The 23,523-nt window shown below is 31.0% G+C and carries 21 protein-coding genes and 2 pseudogenes; 3 read left to right on the top strand and 20 right to left on the bottom strand.

The window, feature by feature from the left end; genetic code table 11:
- Window positions 1–13: 13 nt before the first annotated feature.
- The 9 genes from ACYQ19_RS04865 to ACYQ19_RS04825 form a co-directional block, all read right to left on the bottom strand.
- On the bottom strand, window positions 14–847 hold the full coding sequence (locus tag ACYQ19_RS04865) for a CheR family methyltransferase (protein ID WP_459978306.1): 834 nt from the start codon (window positions 845–847) through the stop codon (window positions 14–16).
- Entirely contained in the window at window positions 834–1,358 is a 525-nt protein-coding gene (locus tag ACYQ19_RS04860; RefSeq protein WP_459978305.1) for a hypothetical protein, read from the bottom strand. Before ACYQ19_RS04860 ends, ACYQ19_RS04865 begins: the two co-directional genes overlap by 14 nt.
- Window positions 1,358–2,584 (bottom strand): chemotaxis protein CheW, encoded by a 1,227-nt coding sequence (locus tag ACYQ19_RS04855; RefSeq protein WP_459978304.1) that lies wholly within the window; start codon window positions 2,582–2,584, stop codon window positions 1,358–1,360. Before ACYQ19_RS04855 ends, ACYQ19_RS04860 begins: the two co-directional genes overlap by 1 nt.
- Entirely contained in the window at window positions 2,581–4,443 is a 1,863-nt protein-coding gene (locus tag ACYQ19_RS04850; RefSeq protein WP_459978303.1) for a methyl-accepting chemotaxis protein, read from the bottom strand. The genes ACYQ19_RS04855 and ACYQ19_RS04850 overlap by 4 nt, the downstream gene beginning before the upstream one ends.
- A 185-nt stretch (window positions 4,444–4,628) precedes the next feature.
- A complete protein-coding gene (locus ACYQ19_RS04845) occupies window positions 4,629–6,209 on the bottom strand; it encodes a chloride channel protein (protein ID WP_459978302.1) in 1,581 nt (526 codons plus the stop codon).
- A gap of 260 nt (window positions 6,210–6,469) precedes the next feature.
- Window positions 6,470–7,423, bottom strand: coding sequence for a thiamine pyrophosphate-dependent enzyme (locus ACYQ19_RS04840; RefSeq protein ID WP_459978301.1), 954 nt, complete (start codon window positions 7,421–7,423; stop codon window positions 6,470–6,472).
- Window positions 7,424–7,432: 9 nt separating this feature from the next.
- Entirely contained in the window at window positions 7,433–8,650 is a 1,218-nt protein-coding gene (locus ACYQ19_RS04835) for a 2-oxoacid:ferredoxin oxidoreductase subunit alpha (protein WP_459978300.1), read from the bottom strand.
- Between the two features lie 10 nt (window positions 8,651–8,660).
- Window positions 8,661–9,062 (bottom strand): 4Fe-4S dicluster-binding protein, encoded by a 402-nt coding sequence (locus ACYQ19_RS04830; protein ID WP_459978299.1) that lies wholly within the window; start codon window positions 9,060–9,062, stop codon window positions 8,661–8,663.
- Window positions 9,063–9,071: 9 nt separating this feature from the next.
- A complete protein-coding gene (locus tag ACYQ19_RS04825; RefSeq protein ID WP_459978298.1) occupies window positions 9,072–9,629 on the bottom strand; it encodes a pyruvate flavodoxin oxidoreductase subunit gamma in 558 nt (185 codons plus the stop codon).
- Window positions 9,630–9,809: 180 nt separating this feature from the next.
- Here ACYQ19_RS04825 and ACYQ19_RS04820 point away from each other — a divergent pair, with 180 nt between their 5' ends.
- Window positions 9,810–11,093, top strand: a complete 1,284-nt coding sequence (locus ACYQ19_RS04820; RefSeq protein WP_459978297.1) for an NAD-binding protein — start codon at window positions 9,810–9,812, stop codon at window positions 11,091–11,093.
- Entirely contained in the window at window positions 11,075–12,529 is a 1,455-nt protein-coding gene (locus ACYQ19_RS04815) for a TrkH family potassium uptake protein (protein WP_459978296.1), read from the top strand. Before ACYQ19_RS04820 ends, ACYQ19_RS04815 begins: the two co-directional genes overlap by 19 nt.
- Window positions 12,530–12,717: 188 nt before the next feature.
- On the opposite strand, the gene ACYQ19_RS04810 is transcribed toward ACYQ19_RS04815, so the two are convergent.
- The 11 genes and pseudogenes from ACYQ19_RS04810 to ACYQ19_RS04760 form a co-directional block, all read right to left on the bottom strand.
- Window positions 12,718–13,356, bottom strand: coding sequence for an HAD family hydrolase (locus ACYQ19_RS04810; RefSeq protein ID WP_459978295.1), 639 nt, complete (start codon window positions 13,354–13,356; stop codon window positions 12,718–12,720).
- Window positions 13,337–14,437, bottom strand: coding sequence for a 1-deoxy-D-xylulose-5-phosphate reductoisomerase (gene dxr / locus ACYQ19_RS04805; RefSeq protein ID WP_459978294.1), 1,101 nt, complete (start codon window positions 14,435–14,437; stop codon window positions 13,337–13,339). The genes ACYQ19_RS04810 and dxr overlap by 20 nt, the downstream gene beginning before the upstream one ends.
- Window positions 14,438–15,175: a phosphatidate cytidylyltransferase gene (locus tag ACYQ19_RS04800; protein WP_459978293.1), complete on the bottom strand. Its 738-nt coding sequence runs from the start codon at window positions 15,173–15,175 to the stop codon at window positions 14,438–14,440. It abuts the gene before it with no gap.
- Window positions 15,176–15,293: 118 nt separating this feature from the next.
- A complete protein-coding gene (locus ACYQ19_RS04795) occupies window positions 15,294–15,533 on the bottom strand; it encodes a hypothetical protein (protein ID WP_459978292.1) in 240 nt (79 codons plus the stop codon).
- Window positions 15,530–16,825: an NFACT RNA binding domain-containing protein gene (locus ACYQ19_RS04790; protein ID WP_459978291.1), complete on the bottom strand. Its 1,296-nt coding sequence runs from the start codon at window positions 16,823–16,825 to the stop codon at window positions 15,530–15,532. The genes ACYQ19_RS04795 and ACYQ19_RS04790 overlap by 4 nt, the downstream gene beginning before the upstream one ends.
- Before the next feature lie 75 nt (window positions 16,826–16,900).
- Entirely contained in the window at window positions 16,901–17,503 is a 603-nt protein-coding gene (locus ACYQ19_RS04785; RefSeq protein ID WP_459978290.1) for a phosphoribosylanthranilate isomerase, read from the bottom strand.
- 93 nt (window positions 17,504–17,596) lie between these two features.
- On the bottom strand, window positions 17,597–18,238 hold the full coding sequence (gene rpe, locus ACYQ19_RS04780; RefSeq protein WP_459978289.1) for a ribulose-phosphate 3-epimerase: 642 nt from the start codon (window positions 18,236–18,238) through the stop codon (window positions 17,597–17,599).
- Entirely contained in the window at window positions 18,235–20,079 is a 1,845-nt protein-coding gene (locus tag ACYQ19_RS04775; RefSeq protein ID WP_459978288.1) for a transporter substrate-binding domain-containing diguanylate cyclase, read from the bottom strand. The genes rpe and ACYQ19_RS04775 overlap by 4 nt, the downstream gene beginning before the upstream one ends.
- 8 nt (window positions 20,080–20,087) lie before the next feature.
- On the bottom strand, window positions 20,088–20,975 hold the full coding sequence (locus tag ACYQ19_RS04770; protein WP_459978287.1) for a carbon-nitrogen hydrolase: 888 nt from the start codon (window positions 20,973–20,975) through the stop codon (window positions 20,088–20,090).
- A gap of 29 nt (window positions 20,976–21,004) precedes the next feature.
- Window positions 21,005–21,346: pseudogene (locus ACYQ19_RS04765) on the bottom strand (methyl-accepting chemotaxis protein); the annotation flags it as partial.
- 345 nt (window positions 21,347–21,691) lie between these two features.
- Window positions 21,692–22,225 (bottom strand): annotated as a pseudogene (locus tag ACYQ19_RS04760) (PAS domain S-box protein); the annotation flags it as partial.
- Between the two features lie 101 nt (window positions 22,226–22,326).
- Between ACYQ19_RS04760 and ACYQ19_RS04755 the strand changes: the two are divergent.
- Window positions 22,327–23,523: a saccharopine dehydrogenase family protein gene (locus ACYQ19_RS04755; protein WP_459978286.1), complete on the top strand. Its 1,197-nt coding sequence runs from the start codon at window positions 22,327–22,329 to the stop codon at window positions 23,521–23,523.

Here is a 23,523-nt window from a genome sequence, read left to right as displayed (position 1 = left end):
GACTGCTGATGGACTAACTATCAGAACTTTTTTTGTAAACAAAGCTCTCTCCAATTTTTATACTTTTAAATAAAGTAATATCATTGGGAACTCTTTCGGCATGCCCTAAAAACAGATATCCTTCATCTTTTAAAATCGAATAGAATGTAGCCAAAACCTCTCTTTTTGATTTTTCATCAAAATATATAAGCATATTTCTGCTAAATATCACATCAAACATTCCAAGCTTTTTCATCTGATATTTATCCATAATATTTACAATTTTAAAATTAACCGCTTTTTTTAAAATGTCTTTAATTTTATATACATTGCCGGTTTTTATAAAATACTTGTCAATTAACTCCTGTGGAAGTTTATGAACGCTTCTTGAAGAATAAATTCCTTCTTTTGCTTTGTTTATCGCATCCGAATCTATATCTATACCCAAAAGCATAAAGTCTCTTTTTTTAATCATTTCCCCTTCTTCCAAAAGCATAATCGCTATGGAATATAACTCTTCCCCACTTGAGACAGGTGCACATAAAATATTAATTATCTCATTTTTTGCTCTTTTTTTATCAAGTTCTGGTAAAACATAATTTATTAAAGTATCAAACTGATATTTCTCTCTAAAAAAATATGTTTCATTAACCATAAAAACATTTATTAACTCCTGTTTTAATGCAGAACTTTTTTTTAAAACTAAATCTTTAAAAAACTCTTCAAAATCATCATAAGATTTTTCTTGCAATAATTTTGCAACTTTTCTTTTATAAATACTCTGCATTTTAGAATCTTCTACATAAATTCCAATTTCGTTATTCAAATAATTTCTTAATTTTTTTAATTGATGTTCACTTATTTGCAATCTTTTCCTTTAATTTTTCAATATATTTTTCATCATATATTTCAAAAAACTCTATTGCTTTTTTTAATACTTTTATATCCTTTTCATTTAATAATTTCTTTTTCAGATACTTTTCTAAATTTGGAAATTTTTTAAAAATTTCTATTGCTTCTTCTTTTAATCCGCTTTCAAATATTATTTTCGCAAATTCCTCATTATTACAACTCTTAACATAATCAATAACTATTTTTTTTAATATATTGTCGGCTTTTTTTAAAATTTGAATAATCAATTCAAGATCTTCTTCTCTTTTTAAACACGGCAAATTAAAAAAAAGATACGCTAATATACTCTTTTTAGTATTTAATTGATTTATTATATTTTTCAATAAAAAATAATATTCTTTATGATTTATCATATAATCAATAGCTTCAAATGTATCTTTGTTATCTCTAAAATTTTCTATAAATTCCCTTGCCTCATCAAATTCTTTAAATCTAAATATTTTTTCCTCTTCAAAACTTTTAAACATTATAAATCCTTAGGCCAATCAATATTAATAAGAGGAATCATTTCATCATTGTTTATAACCATCCCTCCAATAATATTATCACTTTTATTAGTAATTAAAATATGATCGCTTTTAACATAAATAATATCATCAATACCATCTACTAATATTGCTTTTAAATGTTTTTCGTTTTTTATTATTATTATTTTTGAGTCTTCCGAAATTTTAGATTCTTTTTTCAAAATATTTTCAAAACTTAATATATATGTAGCACCTTCTCTGGTAGTAACGATACCTTTTACATGAGGATTATCGTTTGCAAAATTTAAACTGACTTCGTTATATTCGTTTATATCTACAACATTACTCATTCTTATTGCAAATTTTTCTCCACAAATATTCAAAAGTAATATTTCAATTTTTTCATCAAATTTTCTGATTTTATCTTTTTTAATTATTGATCCGTATTTATTAATTAATTTTTTTAGATAGTTTGATGAAAAAACTTTAACTTCTTTTGATTTAAAAAGGAAATATTTATTAAACATTCCATCATTTGATAAAGTAATATCGTTTTTGTCAATTAAATAAATATCAATTATATTACCGATTGCAAAAGCGATAACTTTTTCATCTTCTAATATTAAAATATTTTTTTTATCACATTTTTTATATATTTTTTCTTGGTCAGTTAAATTTATAACCATTTCATTTATTATTAAAATGTCTTTTTCATAATCTTCTATTTTTTTTACAAGAGATGTTTCAACTGCTAATATTTCGTCATTACACTCAAATAATAAAAAACTCTCTTTATCGATATTCTTTTTTTCTTCTTTCTTTTCAATATTTTTATTTAAAAATGTAGGAATTTTAAAATCATCTAAAAAGTCCAAATTTAAGTTACCTATTAGTTTCCCGTTTTCTTCAAAAACCTCGATTAAAAAATTTTCTTTTTTTTCAAGTTCGTCAATTTTAATAATTTCATCTATTAATACCGCATATTCCTTTTCTTTAAAAACTATTGCAACAGCAATATCTTCTTTTTTACCATCATCAATATTCCATGCTTTCTTTAAAGATATCAAAGGATAAACATTATTGTTATATCTAACTATTCCTTCAACAAAATCTGGCAAAAAATCCAGATGCATTAAATTTTCAACTTCAAAAAAATGTTTTACCTTACTCATTTCAATTGCAAAAAATTTATCGGCAACCCTAAATTCAAGAGCGGCGACTTTCATAGCTCACTCTTTACCAAATTTAAAGAAAGATTTTTTAATTTTTGTATTATTGCACTCATCTCTTTTGAAATATTTAAAATAATATTAGCCGCTTCTTTTGATTCACTTGCATTGTTTTTAGATATTTCTGCAGCTTCTACCGTTTGTTTGGCTGCCAATTGAATCTGTTCTAAAGCGATATTCATTTCATCTATGGATTGTTTAAGTTTCTCGGTTTTTTCCATTACATTATCAAGCGTTTTTAAGCTATTATCAAATTCGTTTGTCGTTTCTTTTAGTTTATTACTTTCATTTTCCAAAATTAGGACAATATTATTTATTTCTACCAAAATTTTATCGTTTTCTTCATTAACCTCATCTATTATATCAATAACTTTATCAAGGTTTTCTTCCGAAGAATCCGCAAGGTTTCTAATGTCATGGCTAACTTCACTAAATCCTTCGCCACCTTCGCCAATTCTAACAGCCTCTACGGCACCATTTATTGAAAGTGCTCCTATTTGAACGATTGATAGTTCTATTTTTCTTATTGCATTATTAAGTTTTCTTATTTTAGATTTTATTTCGTTTATTTTTTCTTTTTGTATATTACTTAAATGTATATTTTCGGCAGATTCGTCTTTTTGTTTAATCAAACTTTCCGATATTTTTGAAAATTTATTTTTTATATTATTAAAACCTTCATATATTTCATTCATACTATTCATTGAATTTTGAATAAATTTCACACAATTATCCGCAATATGTTGAGCTTTAGAGGCATCGTTTTTTGCTATTTCGGCTGCTTCTTCTATTTGGGTTAATGCTTCTACGACTTCTCTCATAGAATCCTCAAGTTGAGCAACGCTATAACTTAGTTCTTCACTTGCCGTAGCAAGTTCATTTTCAAAATTCTCTTTTTTTAATATTTCTCTTAATATTTCAGCAGCTTTTTGAGATTCATTAAAGGCATTTACCTGTGAAGCGATTGTGTTGGTTACTTCGCTTACCGCACTCGCACTCTCTTCTGCCGCAGCCGCAATTGTTTCACTAGCCTGATGTAAATCTTCGATTTCTTCAACCGTCAATTTAATATCATTTATCATTTTTTCTGAAAGTTTTACGATATTTTCTATTATTTCACCAATACTTCTCATCTCATTAGCTAGTTTTAATGATTCTTCTGCAAATTTTTCAATTTCGTCTTTTATTTTTTCCATATCATTATTTGCATTATGAATTTTTTCTTGAATATCATTTACAAGAGCACTTATTTTTTCTGCGTAAATATTGGATTTTTTTGCCATTGCCCTAATTTCACTTGCCATAACGGTAAAACTTCTACCGCTCTGTCCAGCCCTTGCTGCTTCTATTGCCGCATTTAAAGCAAGAAGCCCCGTTTTTTTGGAAAGTTTTGTAATAAGCTCTACCGCATCATTAATCTGTTTACTCGCATCAAGTAAATTTTGTGCTTTCTCAGAAATATCTCCGGCTTTTTTTGATGTATTTTTTAAACTATCACTTGCTTCTTCAAAAGAATCTATTGAATTATTAAGCATTTCTTTAAAATTTAAAATTATTTCTACAGTTTCCTTCACTTCCGATTCGAGGTATTTTGAATTTTGTTTTATTTCTGTTATAGCACTAAGAGTTTCTTCACTTGCACCTGCACTCTCTTCCGCGGCTGCGGCAATCTGCTCCATTGTGCCTTTGAGTTCTTCAATTGCGGCAAGGCCTTCAGCGGTTTTTGCATGTAATTTTTCAGAAAGCGTGGTTAGGTCATTTTCTATAATCTCTATATTTTGATAACTTTCGTTATTAGAAGTAACTTCTGTTTCATTATTTACAACATGATCTTCATTTATTGATACAAACCCCATAACAGCTCCTTTTAAATATTTAAGAAGCTGAATTTGTAATTTTAATTAAAAAATTCGAAAATACCTTAATAAAAACTACTTACAAAAACAACTTCTTAAAAAAATATTAACATATAAATGTTTTTTTACACTAAAAAATAATATTTTTTAATAAAATTTATTACTAAAATAAACAAAATTTATTTTTAGCCAATTTTTTCTTCTTGTATTCTTAATTTTGCAAACGTTTTTGATACGGGGACAAATTCGTTTTTAATTATATCAATCACTTCTTTTTTAGCTATAAGTAATACCTCATCACCTTTTTTAATAGAATTGATTACTGAATTGTGAAGCCAGTTTCCATTTCGGAAAATATATAAAATTTCGGCACCTTTGTATTTTTTAAACATTTCACCTTCGTTTAGTTTCACTTCTTTTGTAAATGTTCCAAAAAATACATATTTGTTTTCACCTATTTCTACCGCCTCACCCTCTTCAAGCAATGCTATAATGTCATCTCTTTGAATCACCGCTTTTTTTAAATTCAGTATTTTTGAATGACATATAAGTATATCCCTTACCCTCTCCATCTGATAAGAAATGGAATACTCTTTGTTTAAAAGCTGTGCTTCATATAGCGAAATATATTTTGGTTTTATTATTTTCACCAAAATATTATGAACTATATAAGCACTCAATACACCAAGAGTAGTAGGTGCCAATAAAGAATATCCCCCTGTCATTTCCACAACCATTACGATAGTCGCAAGAGGCGTTCTTGCCGCGGCCCCGAAAACTGCCGCCATCGCAATCACAACAAACGCACCTATAGGTGCATGTAAAGACGAGCCTAAAAACGCTCCAAGCATTGCACCTATAAAAAGTGAAGGCGCAAAAACACCGCCGCTTCCACCGCTTCCCACGGTAAAAGAAAAAGCAAAAATTTTAGCTATCATTAATACTATGACAAACAAACCAATCATATTACCATTTATACTCTCTTGTATAAATCCATAACCACCACCTAAAACTTCCGGAAAATAGATGGCGATTATTCCCACAAACAACGCACCAATTGCGGGTTTAAAATGAGGCTTAACTTGTAAATTCCTAAAAATATCCCTTATCCCATAAAAAATATTCGGTAAAAGAAGAGCTATCATCCCACTCATTATGCCCAAAAAAACAATCTCAAGATATGTTTTTACATCCGTAATATTTATATCTGGCACGTGAAAAATAGGTTCCCACCCAAACAAAAATCCCGTAATCATATATGCTATTAAAGGCCCGAAAAGCAGATATATAAGTTCTCTTGTCTCAAATTCGTTATCGGCATACAGCACTTCAATTGCAAATATAGATGTCCCAAGCGGTGCTTTAAACACCGCGCTAAGCCCGCTTGCCATTCCTATTAAAACATATATTTGTCTTCTTTTCCATCCAACTTTTCTAAAATCAGCATACCATGACCCGACACCTGCGCTAAAAAGTGCCGTTGGCCCCTCTCTTCCTGCACTTCCCCCAGTTCCTATTGTTATTGCTGAAGCTAAAATTTTAATTGGAACGACTATCCATCTTATATATCCACCCTGCCTGTGAAACGCTCTAATAACAGTATCGGTCCCATGTCCTTCGGCTTCCGGGGCAAATGTATATACCAAAAAGCCACTAATAAGCCCGCCTGTTACTATCACAGCTAAAAGCATTATCGTATTAAATTCACCACTATGTTGATAACTCGATAGAAGTTTTAATGTATCCTGAGGAAGGTAACCTACCAAATAATCAAGTGAAAATTTACTTATAAAATGAAGTAATACAATAAAAATCTGAGCACATACAGACCCTATTATTCCAATAATAAATGTATCAATTATTAGTGCATAATCTTTTTTTATTGTTTAACCTTTGTGTAGATTTTTTATATTATAAAATTAAATATAAAAAAAGTAAATAAATATTAACTTATTTATTAGTTTTTTAAATTAAATTTAAATTAGTGACAGACACTTTTATTTTTTATAAATAAAAAAAGAAGGGATTAAACCCCAGCTTCTTCTCTTCTTTGTAGATATTCCCAATAAGCATCCACGTTTTTTTGCCATTCTTCAATAATCCATTTATTTTCAGGTTTAAATAGGTGACTAAATCTTCCTTGTCTTCCTAAATATTCTTCAATAGGAATTTTGTTTTTAGGTCTGTATGTAATTGTTAATTTATGTCCATCTTCAATTTCATATAGAGGGAATGCACAAGTTTCAACTGCTAAATCTGCAATTTCAACTGTTTCTTCAGGTTTAAATTTCCACTCAGTTGTGCAAGGACTTAAAGCATTTATAAATGTTGGACCTACAGTTGATAAAGCTTTAGCAGCTTTTTGAGCTAAATCTTTCCAATGTTTTGTTCCAGGAATTGCGGTAGCTACATAAGGACATCCATGAGCAGCCATAATCATAGTTAAATCTTTTTTCTTCTGTTTTTCACCATAACTTACTCTACCTCTTGGTGTAGTTGAAGTATGTGCACCTATTGGTGTAGCAGAACTTCTCTGTCCCCCTGTATTTGCATAGTTTTCATTGTCAAGACAAACATAAAGAAAATCATGCCCTCTTTCAACTGCACCTGAAAGTGATTGGAAACCGATATCATAAGTTCCACCATCACCACCAAATGCAACAAATTTTACTTTTCTGTCATCATTATAAAGTTTTTCTTTTCTACTAAGTGCGCTATACATTGCTTCTGCACCTGCAATTGCAGCAGCTGCGTTTTCAAATCCAATATGAATCCACGAAACATCCCATGATGTATATGGATAAATAGAAGTACAAACTTCAAGACATCCTGTTGCCGTTGAAATCACCAAATCATCATCAGTAGCATTAACTACTTCTCTAACAATCATACTATGAGCACATCCCGGACATAATCTATGACCACCTTGAAATCTATCAGGAGTACATGCAAATTCTTTTAATGTTCCAATATTTTTCATAAAAACTCCTTAATTAAATGATAACTTAGGACCTCTAAGGTTTATGAAACCTTGTAAGTCAGTTACTCTTTTTCCAGCTTTTGCATTTTCATTTGTTTCATTAATAACTTCTAATATATGTTCAACAGTTGTATCTCTTCCACCAAGTCCATAAATATAATTCGTCATAATTGCACTCTGTCCATTTGCAGCAAGTGCACCAGCTACTTCATTATAAAGAGCACCTGTTGTTCCCATAGGTGCACTTCTATCAAGTGCTGCAATAGCTTTAACATTTGCAAGTTTTTTAGCTACTTCATTATAAGGGAAAGGTCTGAAAACTCTTGGCATAACAAGTCCTACTTTGATTCCATTTTCTCTTGCTTTATCAACAGCAAGCATTGCAGTTTCAAATGCACTTCCCATTATAACCAACGCAATATCAGCATCTTCGATTTTATAACTTTCTACAAGATTATATTTTCTTCCGCTTACTTTTTCAAATTCACCGAACACTTCTTCAATAACAGGGAAACTTTCCATCAATGCCTTATGTTGAGCCGCTTTATGCTCAAAATGCCACTCCTCTTCAGTTTGTGCACCATATGTTACAGGGTTTTTAGTATCAAGCATTGGATTTAGTGCTTTATAACTTCCTACAAATTTTTGAGCTACTTCATCTTGGAGAGGTTCTACTACTTGTGCAGTATGTGATACTAAAAATCCATCTTGGTTAGTTGTAACAGGTAACCTTACTCTACTATCCTCACCTATTTTAAATGCACATAATGTTAAATCATATGCTTCTTGAGGATTATTAGCTATTAAATGAATCCATCCCGCATCTCTGCCTAAATATAAATCACTATGATCTCCGTGAATATTAAGTGGTGACGCCAAAGCTCTGTTAACCACGGTCATAACAATAGGAAGCCTCATACCACTTGCTTGATATAAAACCTCAACCATTAAAGCATAACCCTGAGAAGAAGTCGCAGTTGCAACTCTACCACCAGCTGCAGCTGCACCAACACATGCTGACATAGCTGAATGTTCAGATTCAACCATTACAAATTCACCATCAACATATCCATCAGCCAAAAACTGAGAATAATTTTGAACAATAGGTGTAGATGGTGTAATAGGATAAGCAGCAACGACATCAACTTCTGCCTGTCTTAAGGCATGAGCTGCCGCCATATTTCCGTCCCAAACTTCCTTTGATTTTAGTTCATATTTTTGTGCCATTATTAATCCTTTATTTGTCTTTTTTCGGCCATTGTTTTAAAGCCTCTTCATTATCTACATGTTCAGGGAACATTAAAAGTGATTTAATCGGTGTAGGACAAACTTCAACACAAACACCGCATCCTTTACATAAATTATAATTAATACCTTTTATTTTCGCCTGTTTTTTACCTCTTTTATTTACTACTTCTTCAACTTCGAAACAGCTATCCGGACAAAATACCCAACAAAAATCACAATCTATACATAAATCTCTATTAAATACAGGCTTTTCAACTCTCCAATCAGCCACTTTATAGTTATATGAATGGAATTTACTTCTTATTTTTTTTTCTGGATCTTCAAATGAAGGTAAAACCGCACCAAATTGAATCTGATCCCATGTTGTTAACATTTCTTTAGGTGTTGCCATAATATCTCCTTAATTTACTTCTTCGTATGCTCTTTTAATTGCTCTTAGGTTTCCGTCAATAATTTTTTGAGGGAATTTTGAAAGAATATCTTCAATAGAAACCAAGAAATCCTCAAATGGTAAAATTTGTGAAACTTTAATAAAAGCACCAAGCATTGGCGTGTTTGGAATAGCTCTTCCGATTTCTTCTTGAGAAATTTTAATTGCATCAATAACATATAACTTTTTACCATCAAGATGTTTTGCAATTTTTACAAGTTCATCTTTTGGTAAATGAGATGTAACTATGAATATAGTATTATCAGTAGTATTATCAACAATTTCTTCCTGATAAACTAAAGAAGGGTCGATTACTAAAACATAATCTGGTGCCATCCATTTTGAATGATCTAAAATAGGTTGATCATCAATTTTATCATAAGCTGTCATAGGCGCACCTCTTTTCTCTGCACCATAAACCGAATAAGCTTGAACAAATTTACCAGTTCTTGCCATAACGTCTGCAAGTGCTTTAGCACCTGTTACTGCCCCTTGTCCTGCGCGAGAGTGCCATCTAATTTGTAACATATTTATCCTTTTTTTGTCATATTTTATCGAAATTTTACTTAAAGTAATATTAATATAGCATAAATTTCGTCCGAAATTATTTCAAATTATTTTATTCGTAACTTTTTCTTATAAATGTTACTTTTAGTAATAAAAAGATGTATAATAATGATTTGGATGCAAAAACATTAAAGGTTGCATATGAATATATTAATCGGTGGAGCCGGAAAAGTCGGCTACAATGTCGCAAAAGCTTTATCAAATAAACACAATGTCGTAATAATAGATAAAAACGAAAAAGCCCTTGAAATGTTAAAAGAAACACTGGATGTTTTAACAATATGTGCGGATCTTAGAGATTCAAGGGCATATATGGGGCTTGAAGAAAAATTTGATTTTTTTATTGCAGTTACAAATAACGACGAAATAAATTTAATTTCAACTATAGTCACAGAAAATATCCTTGATATAGAAAACACTATTGTAAGATTAACAAACACATCTTATATTTCTACGAATTTTCAAAAACTAAATATAAATAGGCTTATTTTTCCTTATAAATTATCAGCTACAGCAGTAGCAAAATTAATAGAATTTCCAAAAGCAAATAATATAAAAGAGTTTCCATTTAACGATTTCATACTTGTATCACTAAACGTAAAAACTCCTGTAATTGACAAAGTTTCAGCTATTAACAGCGACAACATAATTGTCATAGGTGCACAAAGAGGTGAAGAATTTATTTTTCTTAGTGAAGACGATTATGTTGAAGAAGAAGATTTGTTATATATTTTTGGAGAAAAAGAAAAACTAAAGGATATAATTAACAAACTAGACACCATTTCACCCGAATATATTCAAAATGTATTAATTTACGGAGCAAATCCACTAGGTATTGAAATAGCTAAAATACTCGTATCTTTCAATTTAAATGTAAAAATTCTCGAAAAAGATGAAGAGCAAGCCACCAAAGCAGCGGAACTTTTAGGTGAAGACGCAATGGTAATAAACTCATCATATGAAGATGAAGAAATGATTATAAACGAAGGCCTTCATTATTCTGATATCGCTATAGCAGCTTCTCTGAAAGACGAAAGCAATATTATTAAATCCTTACAAGCCAAAAAATTAGGAATAAAAAAGATAATTACAATAAATAATAACCTAAATTATTACTCTTTAATGCATTCACTCAAACTTTCTACTATAAGAGGTCCAAAAATTGCTGCATATTATGAAATATTGGAAGAAATAGATTCAAGACTTTTAATATATGAGAGATTTTTCTTGGGTGCCAAAGGTAAAATATTTATAAAACAGGTTTTTCAATCCAAAAAAGTCACACCACCAAAAGAAAACTCAAAAACTATTATTGTTAGAAACGATCAAATCATAGAGTTAAAAGAAAAAATGGAACTTTTACCAAATGATATAGTATTAGAATTTAACTTTTCAGGAAACAGAAAATGGATAGAAACACTATAAAAAATCTATTTAAATTTTTATCTATAGTTGGCTTAATGACAGAGTTTTTCTTTTTAATACCAATCATAACAGGTGTTATATACAATGAAAATGTTAATTCATTTATTATTTATTCAGCTGTAACTTCTACAACATTTTTTTTGATTCTAATTTGGCTTAAAAATCACGAAATGAAAATGAAAATAAAAGATGCTATTTTAAGTGTCAACCTTGTATGGATTATGCTTGGAATTCTCGGTGCTATACCTTTAATGCTGGAAACGAATATCACTTTTATAGATGGTTTTTTTGAAGCTGCTAGTGGATTTACAACTACAGGTGCTACAATTTATTCCGATATTACAGATCTTCCAAAAAATATATTAATGCTTAGAAGCACAATGCACTGGATAGGCGGTATGGGTATAATAGTGCTTGGCGTTGGACTTCTTTCGTTAATTAATCCTACTGGGTCGCTAGCTTTATTTAAAGGTGAATCGACAGGTATAACACCAGATAAAGTTACTCCTAAAATCAAACATACCGCCCTTAAATTATGGGGAATTTACTTTACAATAACTATTATAGACGCCCTGCTTTTAAAATTAGAAGGAATGAGCCTTTTTGATGCAATAAATCATGCTTTTGCAACCATATCCACAGGTGGATTTTCAACTAGAAGTGAATCTTTGGGCTATTGGGCCAACAACCCTTGGATTTTATGGACAACTACATTTTTTATGTTTATTTCCGGAATAAACTTTATAGCTCATATAAAATTTTTAAAAAAAGATTATAGTGGATATAAAAGTGAAGAAGTAATATGGTATTCAATTATTTTTTTCGTATTGGCCGTTGGTGTAAGTTTAGTTCATTATTTTAATTCTAATGATTCCTTATTTTATACATTAACTCACGGATTTTTTACGATAAGTTCTATTTTAACCACTACTGGATTTGCTACAGTTGATTACTCTCAATGGGGACAAACAGCAATAGCATTAATATTTATCGCTATGTTAATAGGTGGAAACGCCGGAAGCACCGCTGGAGGTATTAAAGTCATAAGATTTGTGGTAATGTTTAAAAACCTAAACTATCAGATAAAAAAAATCCTTTTCCCAAATGCGATAATTTCTGTAAAAGTGGATAAAAAAACAATCCCCCAGTCAATTATAAATAATGTAAGTGCTTTTATATTTTTATATATCTTAACGGTTACTACTATAGCTTTATATCTTTTTGCCAACGGATACGATACTTTAACTTCGCTTAGCGCCTCAATAGCCTGTGTGGGAAATATAGGTCCTGGGTTTGGGCATGTAGGACCTGTAGATAATTTTGCATTTTTTACCCAAACTCAAAAGTTAATTCTTGCAATAGGAATGATAATAGGAAGACTTGAGTTTTTTACGGTTCTTATTCTTTTAAGCAGAGATTTTTGGAAAAAATTTTAAAAAACCAAGCTTAACTAGTATATTGATATATTTGTGTATTGGTTATTATGTTTAATAAAAATTGTTGAGGTTAGTTAGGGTTTTTATGGTTGTTGAGGTTAATTGAGTCCTCTGAAAAATATTGTTTTGAGAAAACATCTAAAGTGTAACGTTCGAAATTTCTGTGATATTTCAGGAATTACTCTTTCTTAACAATTTTTTATTATATATTCAACCGCTTCCAAAACATTTTCTTTTATTATTTCCGCGCATTTTTTCATATTATGGAGATTTTCATATTCCCATTTCACTCCAATATAATTAATTCCGGCTTCTTTTGCACTTACCATATCAAGGCAGGTATCGCCTATCATCCACGTAGCTTCTTTAATGGCATTCATTAAATGAACAGCCTTTAATATCGGTTCCGGATGAGGTTTAGGGTTTTGGACATGTTCTCTTCCAATTAGAACCTCAAAATAATGCATTATCCCAAAATGTTCAAGCAGCTCTTTTGAATATTCCCCGGTTTTGGTTGTTACGATTCCAAGTTTTGCAAATTTACCCGCTTCAATTACCGCTTCTTTCGCAAAAGGTAAAAGAATGGTTTTCTGTTTTGAAATTTTTCTGTAATGCTGTTTATAAGTATTAACATAATCCCATACGTTTTCTTTATCAACGCCAAGTTTGGCAAACATAACATCAAGTGGAAGTCCTATCAGTTTTTTAACATCTTCATCTTTTGGAGGATTATTTCCGTATGTTTTGAAAGCTACATTAAACCCTTCAAGAATAGCTTCCGTGGAATCAATAAGCGTTCCGTCCAAATCAAATAAAATTACCCTCACACCAGCCCTTTATTTCTTGTTTGATTTCGAAAATATCTTCAAGATTATTTATATTTACAATTTCAAATTCTTGGACCGCTTTTAATATTATTTTGCTTATGTCCATAAAAGAAATTTTCTCATTTAAAAACATTTCAATGGCAAATTCATTCGCAGTATTTACAACCACGCCCAAATCCGGTTTTTTTAAAAGCAGATCTTTTATTTCCCACACCGGATATTTTTCAGGATCTATTTTTCTAAATTCAAGCCCCCCAATTTCCAAAAGATTTACAGGTTTTAATATTTCATCCCTTACTTCATCCAAAATAGCAAACGCAATCGGCAGTTTCATATCAGTTTTGGAAATGTGTGCTGTGGTGCTTCCGTCTATCCATTCCACAAGAGCGTGAATAATGGATTTGGTTTCTATAAAAGCATCAATATCAGTCGTATTAAAAAGCCATTTTGCTTCAAGCAGTTCAAACAGCTTGTTTACCATAGTAGCCGAATCAATCGTGATTTTAACGCCCATCGACCAATTCGGGTGATTAAGCACGTCTTTAATGGTTGCTTTTTTAATATCTTCCAAATTCCAGTCTCTAAGCGCCCCTCCACTCGCCGTTATATAAAGTTTTTTAAAACCACACTTTCCATTTTTCACTTTACACTTTTCACTTAGTAAATACCAAAGCCCGAAATGTTCGCTGTCAATTGGGGTTATTTTGGAAGTATCTATGAATTTTCCGGCATTTACCAAAGACTCTTTGTTTGCAAGGGCTATTTTTTTACCACATTCCTGAGCTTTAAGTGTAGGTTTAAGCCCCGCATCCCCCACAAGGGCGTTTACTACAAGAGGACTTTTAGAATTTTCTATGATTTCAAGTATTGCTTCTTCCCCATATTTTACATTATTAAAATTTATCTTTTTGGCCGTCTTTTTATCTTTTACGGCGACATATTTAGGCTTAAACACTTTTATCTGCTTATTTAAAATTTCAAAATTATTACCGGCAACCAAAGCTTCTATTTCAATATTATAACGCCTTGCAATTTCCAATGTATTAACACCTATACTTCCCGTTGAGCCTAAAACTACCAACTATACCCCCAACAATACAAACATCACAGGTGCCGCAAACAGATATCCGTCTATTCTATCAAGCACTCCGCCGTGTCCCGGAAGGATATTGCCGCTGTCTTTCACGCCAGCTCTTCTTTTTAAATAACTCTCAAACAAATCCCCAAACACACTTGAAACACTTACAAGCAGTGCTATAAAAAACGCCTGTAAAAACCCCATAAAATATAGACCTACAAAAGCCCCGATTATCGTAGCACCGGCCACACCGCCTATAACACCCTCCCATGATTTGTTAGGTGAGGTTTTACAAAATCCGCTTGGTATAAACTTCCTTGCAAAATTTTTACCTACGAAATATGCCAAAGAATCGGTAAGAGCAACTATTACTATAAGCCATCCTATTACCCCCATCCCGTGTTTTACATATAACGCATATAAAATCATTACAGGAATCAAAGGATAAATAACAGGTGAAATAATTTTCAAATCCTTTTGCCAGTAAGCTATATACGAAGCACTTACAATTACGCCAAAAATTAACGCTATAAAAGGGTTTACGATTAATGAAAGCAGGACACTTGCGACTGCAATATAAAATATCTCTTTATCTTCCGTTTTAAAAAGTTTCTGGGCTTCTATATATCCTGCAATTGCAATAGCACCTATTAAAAGCCCTGTTAAAAATCTGTTATCAATTATACCTACAAGCAGTAATATAGCTATTAATACAACTGAAGTTATAAGACGTTCTTTCATTTAATTCCTTTTTTATAATTATACAATATATGAGCGGATAAGTAGTTAAGTTGTGAAGTCGTGAAGTGGATAAGAATTAAATACTTTTTTTTACAACTTCACAACTTATCCACCTGCCTTATGCTCTTAAATCCAGATGTTTGCTTTCTCTTTCTATTTCCTCTTTTGAATCGTCTTCGGCTAAAATTTTCTCACTCTCTTCTACCGGACGAACTTCTTTTACTTTAAGCTCTTTTTCTTCGTTTATGATTTTTTGCGTTTCTTTACTTAACTGCTCTCTTGCAATGTTATCTGCCGCCATTGCAGAAGCTACATGCATATTTTGATTTATAAGTGTTACCTGCCCAATTAAACTCATAATTTAACCTTTATAGTATTGTATTTGCCATACTCTACATTTGCCCCCTCTTTTACCTTTACAAATTTCCTTTTAGTATAATCGACTTCTCCCTCATTTTTTTTAGAAAACGCCACGGCAAGTTTTGCAGCTTCTTCTATTACGCTTTGGGGGATTGAAAGTTTGTTGTTTTTAATTATTACATGAGCACCCGGCACATTTTTAATATGAAGCCATAAATCATTTGCATTTGCGCTTTTTAATAATTTAATATTTCCTTTTTCGTTCTTACCTACAAGAATTTTATAATCATCTATAAAAAATTCCGCTACATTCTCATCTACACTTTTTTCTTTTTTAGGCGGTTTATAGTAATTAAGACTCCCTAAATCTTCCGTTTTTTCAATCAATTTTTTATAATTTTCCAAAAATTCCAGCTGTGAGTTTAAATGATTTTTTTCAATATGTAGATTCTGAGCTTTTCTTTTTGCTTTTTTTGCAAGGTTGTAAAAATAATTCCCCACCTCATTTATATTTTTTAGTTCAGGCAGTGGTATTACTATTTCTTTTCCTTCAAAATCATAAGTTTTAAGCTCTTTCATATAAGGTTTAATCTGATAGAGGTTTACCATTGCGATATCTGCGTATTTTTTATAAAGTTCGGATTTTTTTAGAAGTTTTTCTTCATCCTCAAGTTTTGAGAGTTTTTTTTGAATCTCTTTTATTTTTTTGTTTATTCTGTTTATTATGGCTTCTTTCTTCTGTTTGAGGCGGTTTTGGTATTTTTTGTTAAACAGCTCTTTTGTAAAGCTCTCTAAATCTTCTATTTCAAACTCTTTTTCCTTAATTTCAAAAGGCGGCAGTTCTTCAAGTTTAACACCCGGTTTCACAACCCTTGAAGACTGGTTTTCTGTAATATGTCTTAGTGATTCTATTACTATATCGTTTTCATCAAGAATGATGGCATTCGTATAACGCCCTGTAAACTCAAACCTGATTTTTACCATCTCTTCTTTGAAGCGGTTTTGGTTCTTTGCGGTTATTGTTAAAATTCTCTCTTTTGTTTCAACGTTTACAATTTCCGCTTTTGTAAATTTCTTTTCCAAAACAATATCAAAAGGCGCTTGAAATTTGCGTGAAAGAGGATAGTCGATGTTTATATAAATATCCCCGCTTCCTTTTGTAAGATCAAAATAAAACCTATCTTTGTCAAACTGCATTAAAATAAGGTTTTCATCAACTCTAAGTGCCCTTTTAATATATTTGTGCTTTTTTATATATTCGGCAATCCTTTTTAAAACAAACGCTTTCAAACTTTACCTTTTTATTTTTAATTACCCTCAATCTACTATCAACTATTTACTATCGCCATTAACCATTTACCATTCTTATCCGCACCTGAAGCCGTATTTTGCAAGCTCTATAAATTTTCTGACTTTTCTTTTGTCTTTCTTTCCTGGACTTTTTTCAACCCCGCTGCTTACATCAACCCCGTAAAACCCGTATCTTCCGACTTCAAAAACATTTTCAGCACTTAGCCCCCCGGCTAATATAATATCCGAATTATCCCTTCCTTCAAACCATTCAAGCGCAACCCTTTTACCGCTTCCTCCATATTGTGGAACAAAAGCGTCCACTATTTTATATTCGCCCTCAAATTTTTCAATATCGTTTTTTTCCTTCGCACGGATTACTTTTATGTGTTTACATTTCAGATTTTTATAAAATTCTTCATCGGCTTCAAAATGTATCTGTGCAATATCGGCTTTTGTAAAAGACATTATTTCATTTACATATTCGACATCCACATTTACAAACAATACGGCTTTGGTAACAAAAGGAGGCAGTTTTTCAATAATTGATTTTATGTCTTCCGGTTTTATAAATCTGGGTGATTTAGGGTAGGTTACAAACCCCAGGGCGTCCGCCCCGGCATCACAGGCAACCTTAGCGTCTTCATAGTTTGTAATTCCGCATATCTTTACTTTCAATTAAACCCCTTTTTAACGATACTTTTCATTGCCATGTTACTCATTTTCTCACTTTTTCTTACTTCCTCTTACTTTTTCTTACTTTCCAATTACTCACACTTTGAGACTTTCAATGGCTTTTTTATAATCACTGCTTCCAAACACATAGCTTCCAGCCACTAAAATATCCGCACCCGCTTCTTTTAAAAGAGGTGCGTTTTTATTATTCACTCCCCCGTCTATTTCTATTAAAAGAGAAGGGTTTTTCCTCTTAGCAAGTTCTCTTAACTCTTTTATTTTATCCAAAACACTCGGAATAAATTTTTGTCCCCCAAATCCCGGGTTTACACTCATTAAAAGCACCATATCAACATCAGCCACTATATATTCAAGCAAACTCACCGGTGTTGCAGGGTTTAAAACAACCGCAGGCCTTATACCCTCGTTTCTTATTTTTTGAATAACCCTGTTAATATGTTTTTCTTCTTCTATATGAAAAGATATAAATTCCGGTTTTAAATGTTTATAAAGGTCTATAAAAAACGGAATGTTTTCCACCATAAAGTGAATATCAAGAGGTTTAGTTGAAACCTTGGCAACCGCTTCGACTATCATAGGACCCATTGTCATGTTAGGCACGAAGTGCCCGTCCATTATATCAACATGTATCAAATCCGCACCCGCTTCACACACTGCTTTTACATCTTCTGCCAAATTACCGAAATCGGCGCTTAAAATACTTGGAGCTATTATCATTTTATTCCTTTAACCTGATTTCTTCCGCTATTTTTTGCTTCATATAAAGCTCTATCAACTTTTTTCAATACATCCTCAGGGTTATCACCTTTTTTAAATTCGCTTACACCTAAACTAATTGTTATTTTCAACCCTTCAAAATCACTATTTTCAATAATTTTTCTTAATTTTTCAGCAATTTTATATGCTGCATCAAAAGATGCATTAGGCAGAATAATAACAAATTCTTCACCACCCCACCTTCCAAAATAATCGCTATTTCTTATATTTTTTTGGATAATTGCAGCAAGCTTTGATAAAACAAGATCGCCTTTCTCATGCCCAAATGTATCATTAATTTGTTTAAAATGATCTATATCGAAAAATATTACGCTTCCATTAGTTTCTTTTATTTTTTTATGTAAAATCTTTTCAATTGTTCCTCTGTTATATATTTGCGTCAAAGCATCGAACTCTGATTGTTCTTTATACGTTCTAGCTTTTAAAAATATAAATATTAAAATTAATATAAGGACAAAAATAACTAAATATACCCATATACTATATTTTTTTTCTTCTATTAAAATTTTCTCACCAATATAACGCGAAATAATTTTATTTTTTTCAAATATTGATATATTATCAATTGCTTTATCTATTTTTCTTTTTACATCCAATAAATCTTTTCTTAACATAACTTGCAATTTAAATGTAAAAGGCGTTTTGAAAAATATTCTCATACTTCCAATGTTTTTTTCATTCATAAGCCAAACAATAGTAGGTAAAATATCCACAACACATTGCGCTTTTTTTGCCTTTACTAGCTCAAATGCATCAATAACGCTTTTAGCTGGAACATAATTAAGATACGGGTAATGTTCTTTCATCATTTTATGTGCTGTATAATTATAACCTACGGCAATAGTTGAAATATTGTCAATATTTTTAATTTTCAAATCATTCCTACAAGCAATTGCCAGAGGAAATTCTACATATGGTTTTGAAAAAATTGCATATTCTTCCCTATCAGGTGTTGCTGATGTATTTGGTGTAATGTCATATTTTTTAGACTTAATACCATTCAAAATTTTAATCCAAATAGGTTGAGTAATGATTTCATAATCAAGCTTAGCTTTTTGTGCAATAAGTTTCCAAAAATCTATACCAATACCTTTTAATTCACCATTTACTTCTAAATCAAATGGTGGCCAGTATGGTGTTACCGCAACTTTTAATTTTTTAGCAACCACTTCTTTAAACATATCATCATAAATTGAAGAAATATTGATTTTGCTTTTCAAATAATAACCAGTTAATATAAGTGAAGAATTTGTTTTCATTTTAGGAAAATAGGCACTTAAAAAAGAGGCAGCATCCTTATTCTTTTCTAAAAAATCTTTATAAGCAACTAAATAAAATTTATTAAATACAATTCCCAAATTATCTAAATCATATAAATAAGAATTTTTTATATATATTTTATCATTCAGAACAATAGCATCAACTTTATTTTTTTTAAAATCCTCTACTGAGGCATGAATATACGAAACTTCATCTATTACATTAAATAATATTTTAGCAGGAAGATTAGCATTTCCAACTACTTTTATGTCATTAAGATTCTTATGAGAATATATATATGTTTTTAAATGCCCTATTCCCGATATCACGCTTAAATTATTTTCTACTATTAATGGTAATTTATCGTAACTCAATATATAAAATCCATTTTTTTGTAACTGCTTAAAATCTTTTTTTACAAATGGTTTAGGTAAATCCATTTTAAAATTTTTATCAACATATACATTAACATTCATATCTGCAAATAAAAAAACGCTTAAAAAAAGTATAATAAAACGCATAAAACCCCTTAACAATATCTTTTAAGTAAACATTTATAATTTTCTATTCTTCTATCTCTAAAAAATGGCCATATTTTTCTTACTTCAGCAGCGCTTTTTAAATCAATATCCACGTTTATTATTTCCTCTTCCATTCCCGCTTTATAAATTACCTCACCCTGAGGTCCATAAACAAAACTATTCCCCCAAAACTCAATTCCACCCAATATTCCACTTTCATCTTTTTCTTTTCCTACCCTGTTTACCGCAATTACATATACTCCATTAGCTACTGCGTGTCCTCTTTGAACGCTAAGCCATGCGTTTAGCATTTTTTCTTTTTCTTCTTTTGTATTTTCTTTTTCACAAAGTTCATCAACTCTATCCTCAGGACACATAAGCCAGCCGATCGCCGTAGGATAAATAAGTATTTCGGCACCTTTTAAAGCCATAATTCTTGCCGCTTCCGGATACCATTGATCCCAACACACCAAAACTCCAAGTCTGCCTATGCTTGTATCAATAGGTTCTATTTCATCCCCAGGGGTAAAATAAAACTTCTCATAAAATCCTGGATCATCCGGAATATGGTTTTTTCTATATTTTCCGGCTATTTTTCCTTTATCAAAAACCACTGCCGTATTATAATATATTCCGTCAATTACTTTTTCAAAAAGAGAAGTAACTAAAACAATATTTTCCTTTTCACTTACTTTTTTCCAAAATTCTACATCTTCATTAAAATTTTCGGCATAGTCAAAATATTTAGTATCTTCAGATTTACAAAAATACTCGTTTTGATGAAGCTCTTGCAAAATAACAAGTTCACCTTCCGCTTGCTTTATCATTTCAATCGTATGCTGAATTGTTGCTTCTTTGTTCCCTTTATATTCTTGCTGAATAAGAGTTACTCTCATATTTCACCTCTACTAAATTTTATCTATTTTTAAACTTCAAAATCTTTTATCATTTCATTAAGTTCAAATATATTTCTTGCCATTGAATCAAATTTATCAATGATTGCTTGAAGTGAACTCATTAATTCTTTTACTTCATTTTGGGTATTTTCTATATCGTTGTTCATATTATGAACATTTGATTGTATTAAATTTATAACGGCAGTGATTTCACTTGCACTTTTTTGTGATTTTTCTGCAAGTTTTCTAACTTCATCCGCTACCACTGCAAATCCTCTTCCGTGTTCTCCCGCTCTTGCAGCCTCTATTGCCGCATTAAGTGCTAAAAGATTCGTTTGATCTGCTATATCTTTTATAATATCGACCATTTTTTCTATTTCATTCATTGATTCACTAAGTTCATTTGCACGATTACTAACTTCCATTTGAGAAGGCAGAAATTTAGTTTCATTCCATTCCAATAGTCTATTTAATCTACTTGATACATCGTCATATACTTCTTTTACCAATTCGGATGATTTTCTAAGAGATACAACAAGATTTGTTAGTGTTCTTTGTATCTCTTTTATCGGTTCTTCTAAAATTTTAAAATCATTATCTTCAGAAATGGTAAATTCAGTATTGAGTTTATGATTTGAGATATTCTCTAAAACTTTTACTAATTCTTTTGCTTCTTTAGCAAAAAACTCTTTTCTGATTTCTACTTCTTTTTTTCTCTCTTCTATTAAATTTCTTAAACTAACATAAGTCTTAACAACTTCTTGATTTTTAATTATTGGCTCAACATATACATATACAGGTAATATATCACCTTTTTTAGTCATTATTTCAGCTACACCGATACCACTACGTTTTTCATTATCATATTTAGCTACAAGTTTACAAACTTTACATTCCTGAGGGTTTTTAGGCCATAAAATTTTTGGTGCTTGAGGAATATCCAAATTTTTTATTTCATATTCGCTAAATCCAGTCAACTGCTCAAATTCTTTATTCCATGTAATCATTTTTCTTTTAGGATCTACTGCAAAAAGTGCAACCGGGAAATTTTGTATAAAATAATTAAATTCATAAGTTACATTTTCTAAATAATTAATTATAAAATCCAATTTTTCTTCAGTTTTATTAGTATTTTCTAACCCTTTTAAAAAATTCTCATCAATAATTTTTTCTTTTATTTTATCTAAACATTCATCTACTTTTTGTTCAATGGATGATTTATTAACACTCTCTTTTTTACCGAAAAACATTTTCATCCTTTTTAATAAATTCCTATTCGTTAATTATAACACAAATGAATAACATAAAACTTAACCCAAAAATTGATATAATTTGAGAAAAAAGGAGAGTAATGGCGAATTTATTAATAATTGGTGCCGGCGGTGTAGGAAGAGTGTCGGCTTTTAAAGCCGCTCAAAATAACAATGTTTTTAAAAAAATAGTTTTGGCAAGTAAAACAAAATCCAAATGTGACGACATTGCTAATGACATCAAAAATAGACTTGGAATAGAAATTAAAACATACGAACTTGATGCAAATAAAAAAGAAAATGTTATTGAACTCATAAAAAAAGAAAATATTGATATTATATGCCATGTAGCCCTTCCTTATCAAAACCTTCCAATAATGCACGCTTGCATTGAAACTGGATGCGCATATCTTGATACCGCGTTGGCAGAAACAGAAGATAATCCCGATACATATTACGACCTTCAGTGGGCTTTGGATGAAGATTTCAAAAAAGCCCATACCATGGCTCTTTTAGGATGCGGATTTGACCCTGGCGTTACTTCGATTATGGTTAAATATGCCGCAGATTATTTATTAGACGAACTTGAAGAGATTGAAATATATGATTGTAATTTCGGAAGTCACGGAAGGGCGTTTGCCACAAACTTTGACCCTGAAATCAACTTAAGAGAATTAAACCTTCCTGGAAAATACTGGGAAAACGGGGAATGGAAAACTACTGAACCTTTTGAAGTTCAAATTAAACACGATTATCCGGAATGCGGTGATGCGACAAGTATTCTTATATGGCATGAAGAGCTTGAAAGTATAGTAAAACATTTTCCAAACCTTAAATCGGCAAAATTTTATATGTGTTTTAGTGATCAGTATCTTTACCACTTCAATGCACTTAAAAATGTCGGAATGTTCAGCATTGAACCTATTGAAGTGTGTGATGGCGTAAAAATATCACCCCTTCAATTTTTAGCAAAAATTCTTCCTGATCCTCAAGAGCTTGTTAAAAACTATAAAGGACAAACAAACATAGGTGTAATTGCAAAAGGTAAAAAAGACGGCATTGAAAAGAAATTTTACATATACAATATATGCAACCATAAAAAAGCAATTAAGGAAACTGGAGCACACTGCGTAAGTTACACGACAGGCGTTCCCGCAATTATAGGATGTAAACTAATGGCTAAAAAGGTCTGGTGGGAAGAAGGTGTTAAAAACGTTGAAGAATTTGATGCAAAACCATTCTTTGAAGAGATGGAAAAAGACGGACTTCCGATTAAAGTAATAGAAATCAAGGAGTAA

The sequence above is a fragment of the Nautilia lithotrophica genome (assembly GCF_054656815.1).
Note: the sequence above shows the minus strand (reverse complement) of the source record. Positions and strands in the feature narration are given on the sequence as shown.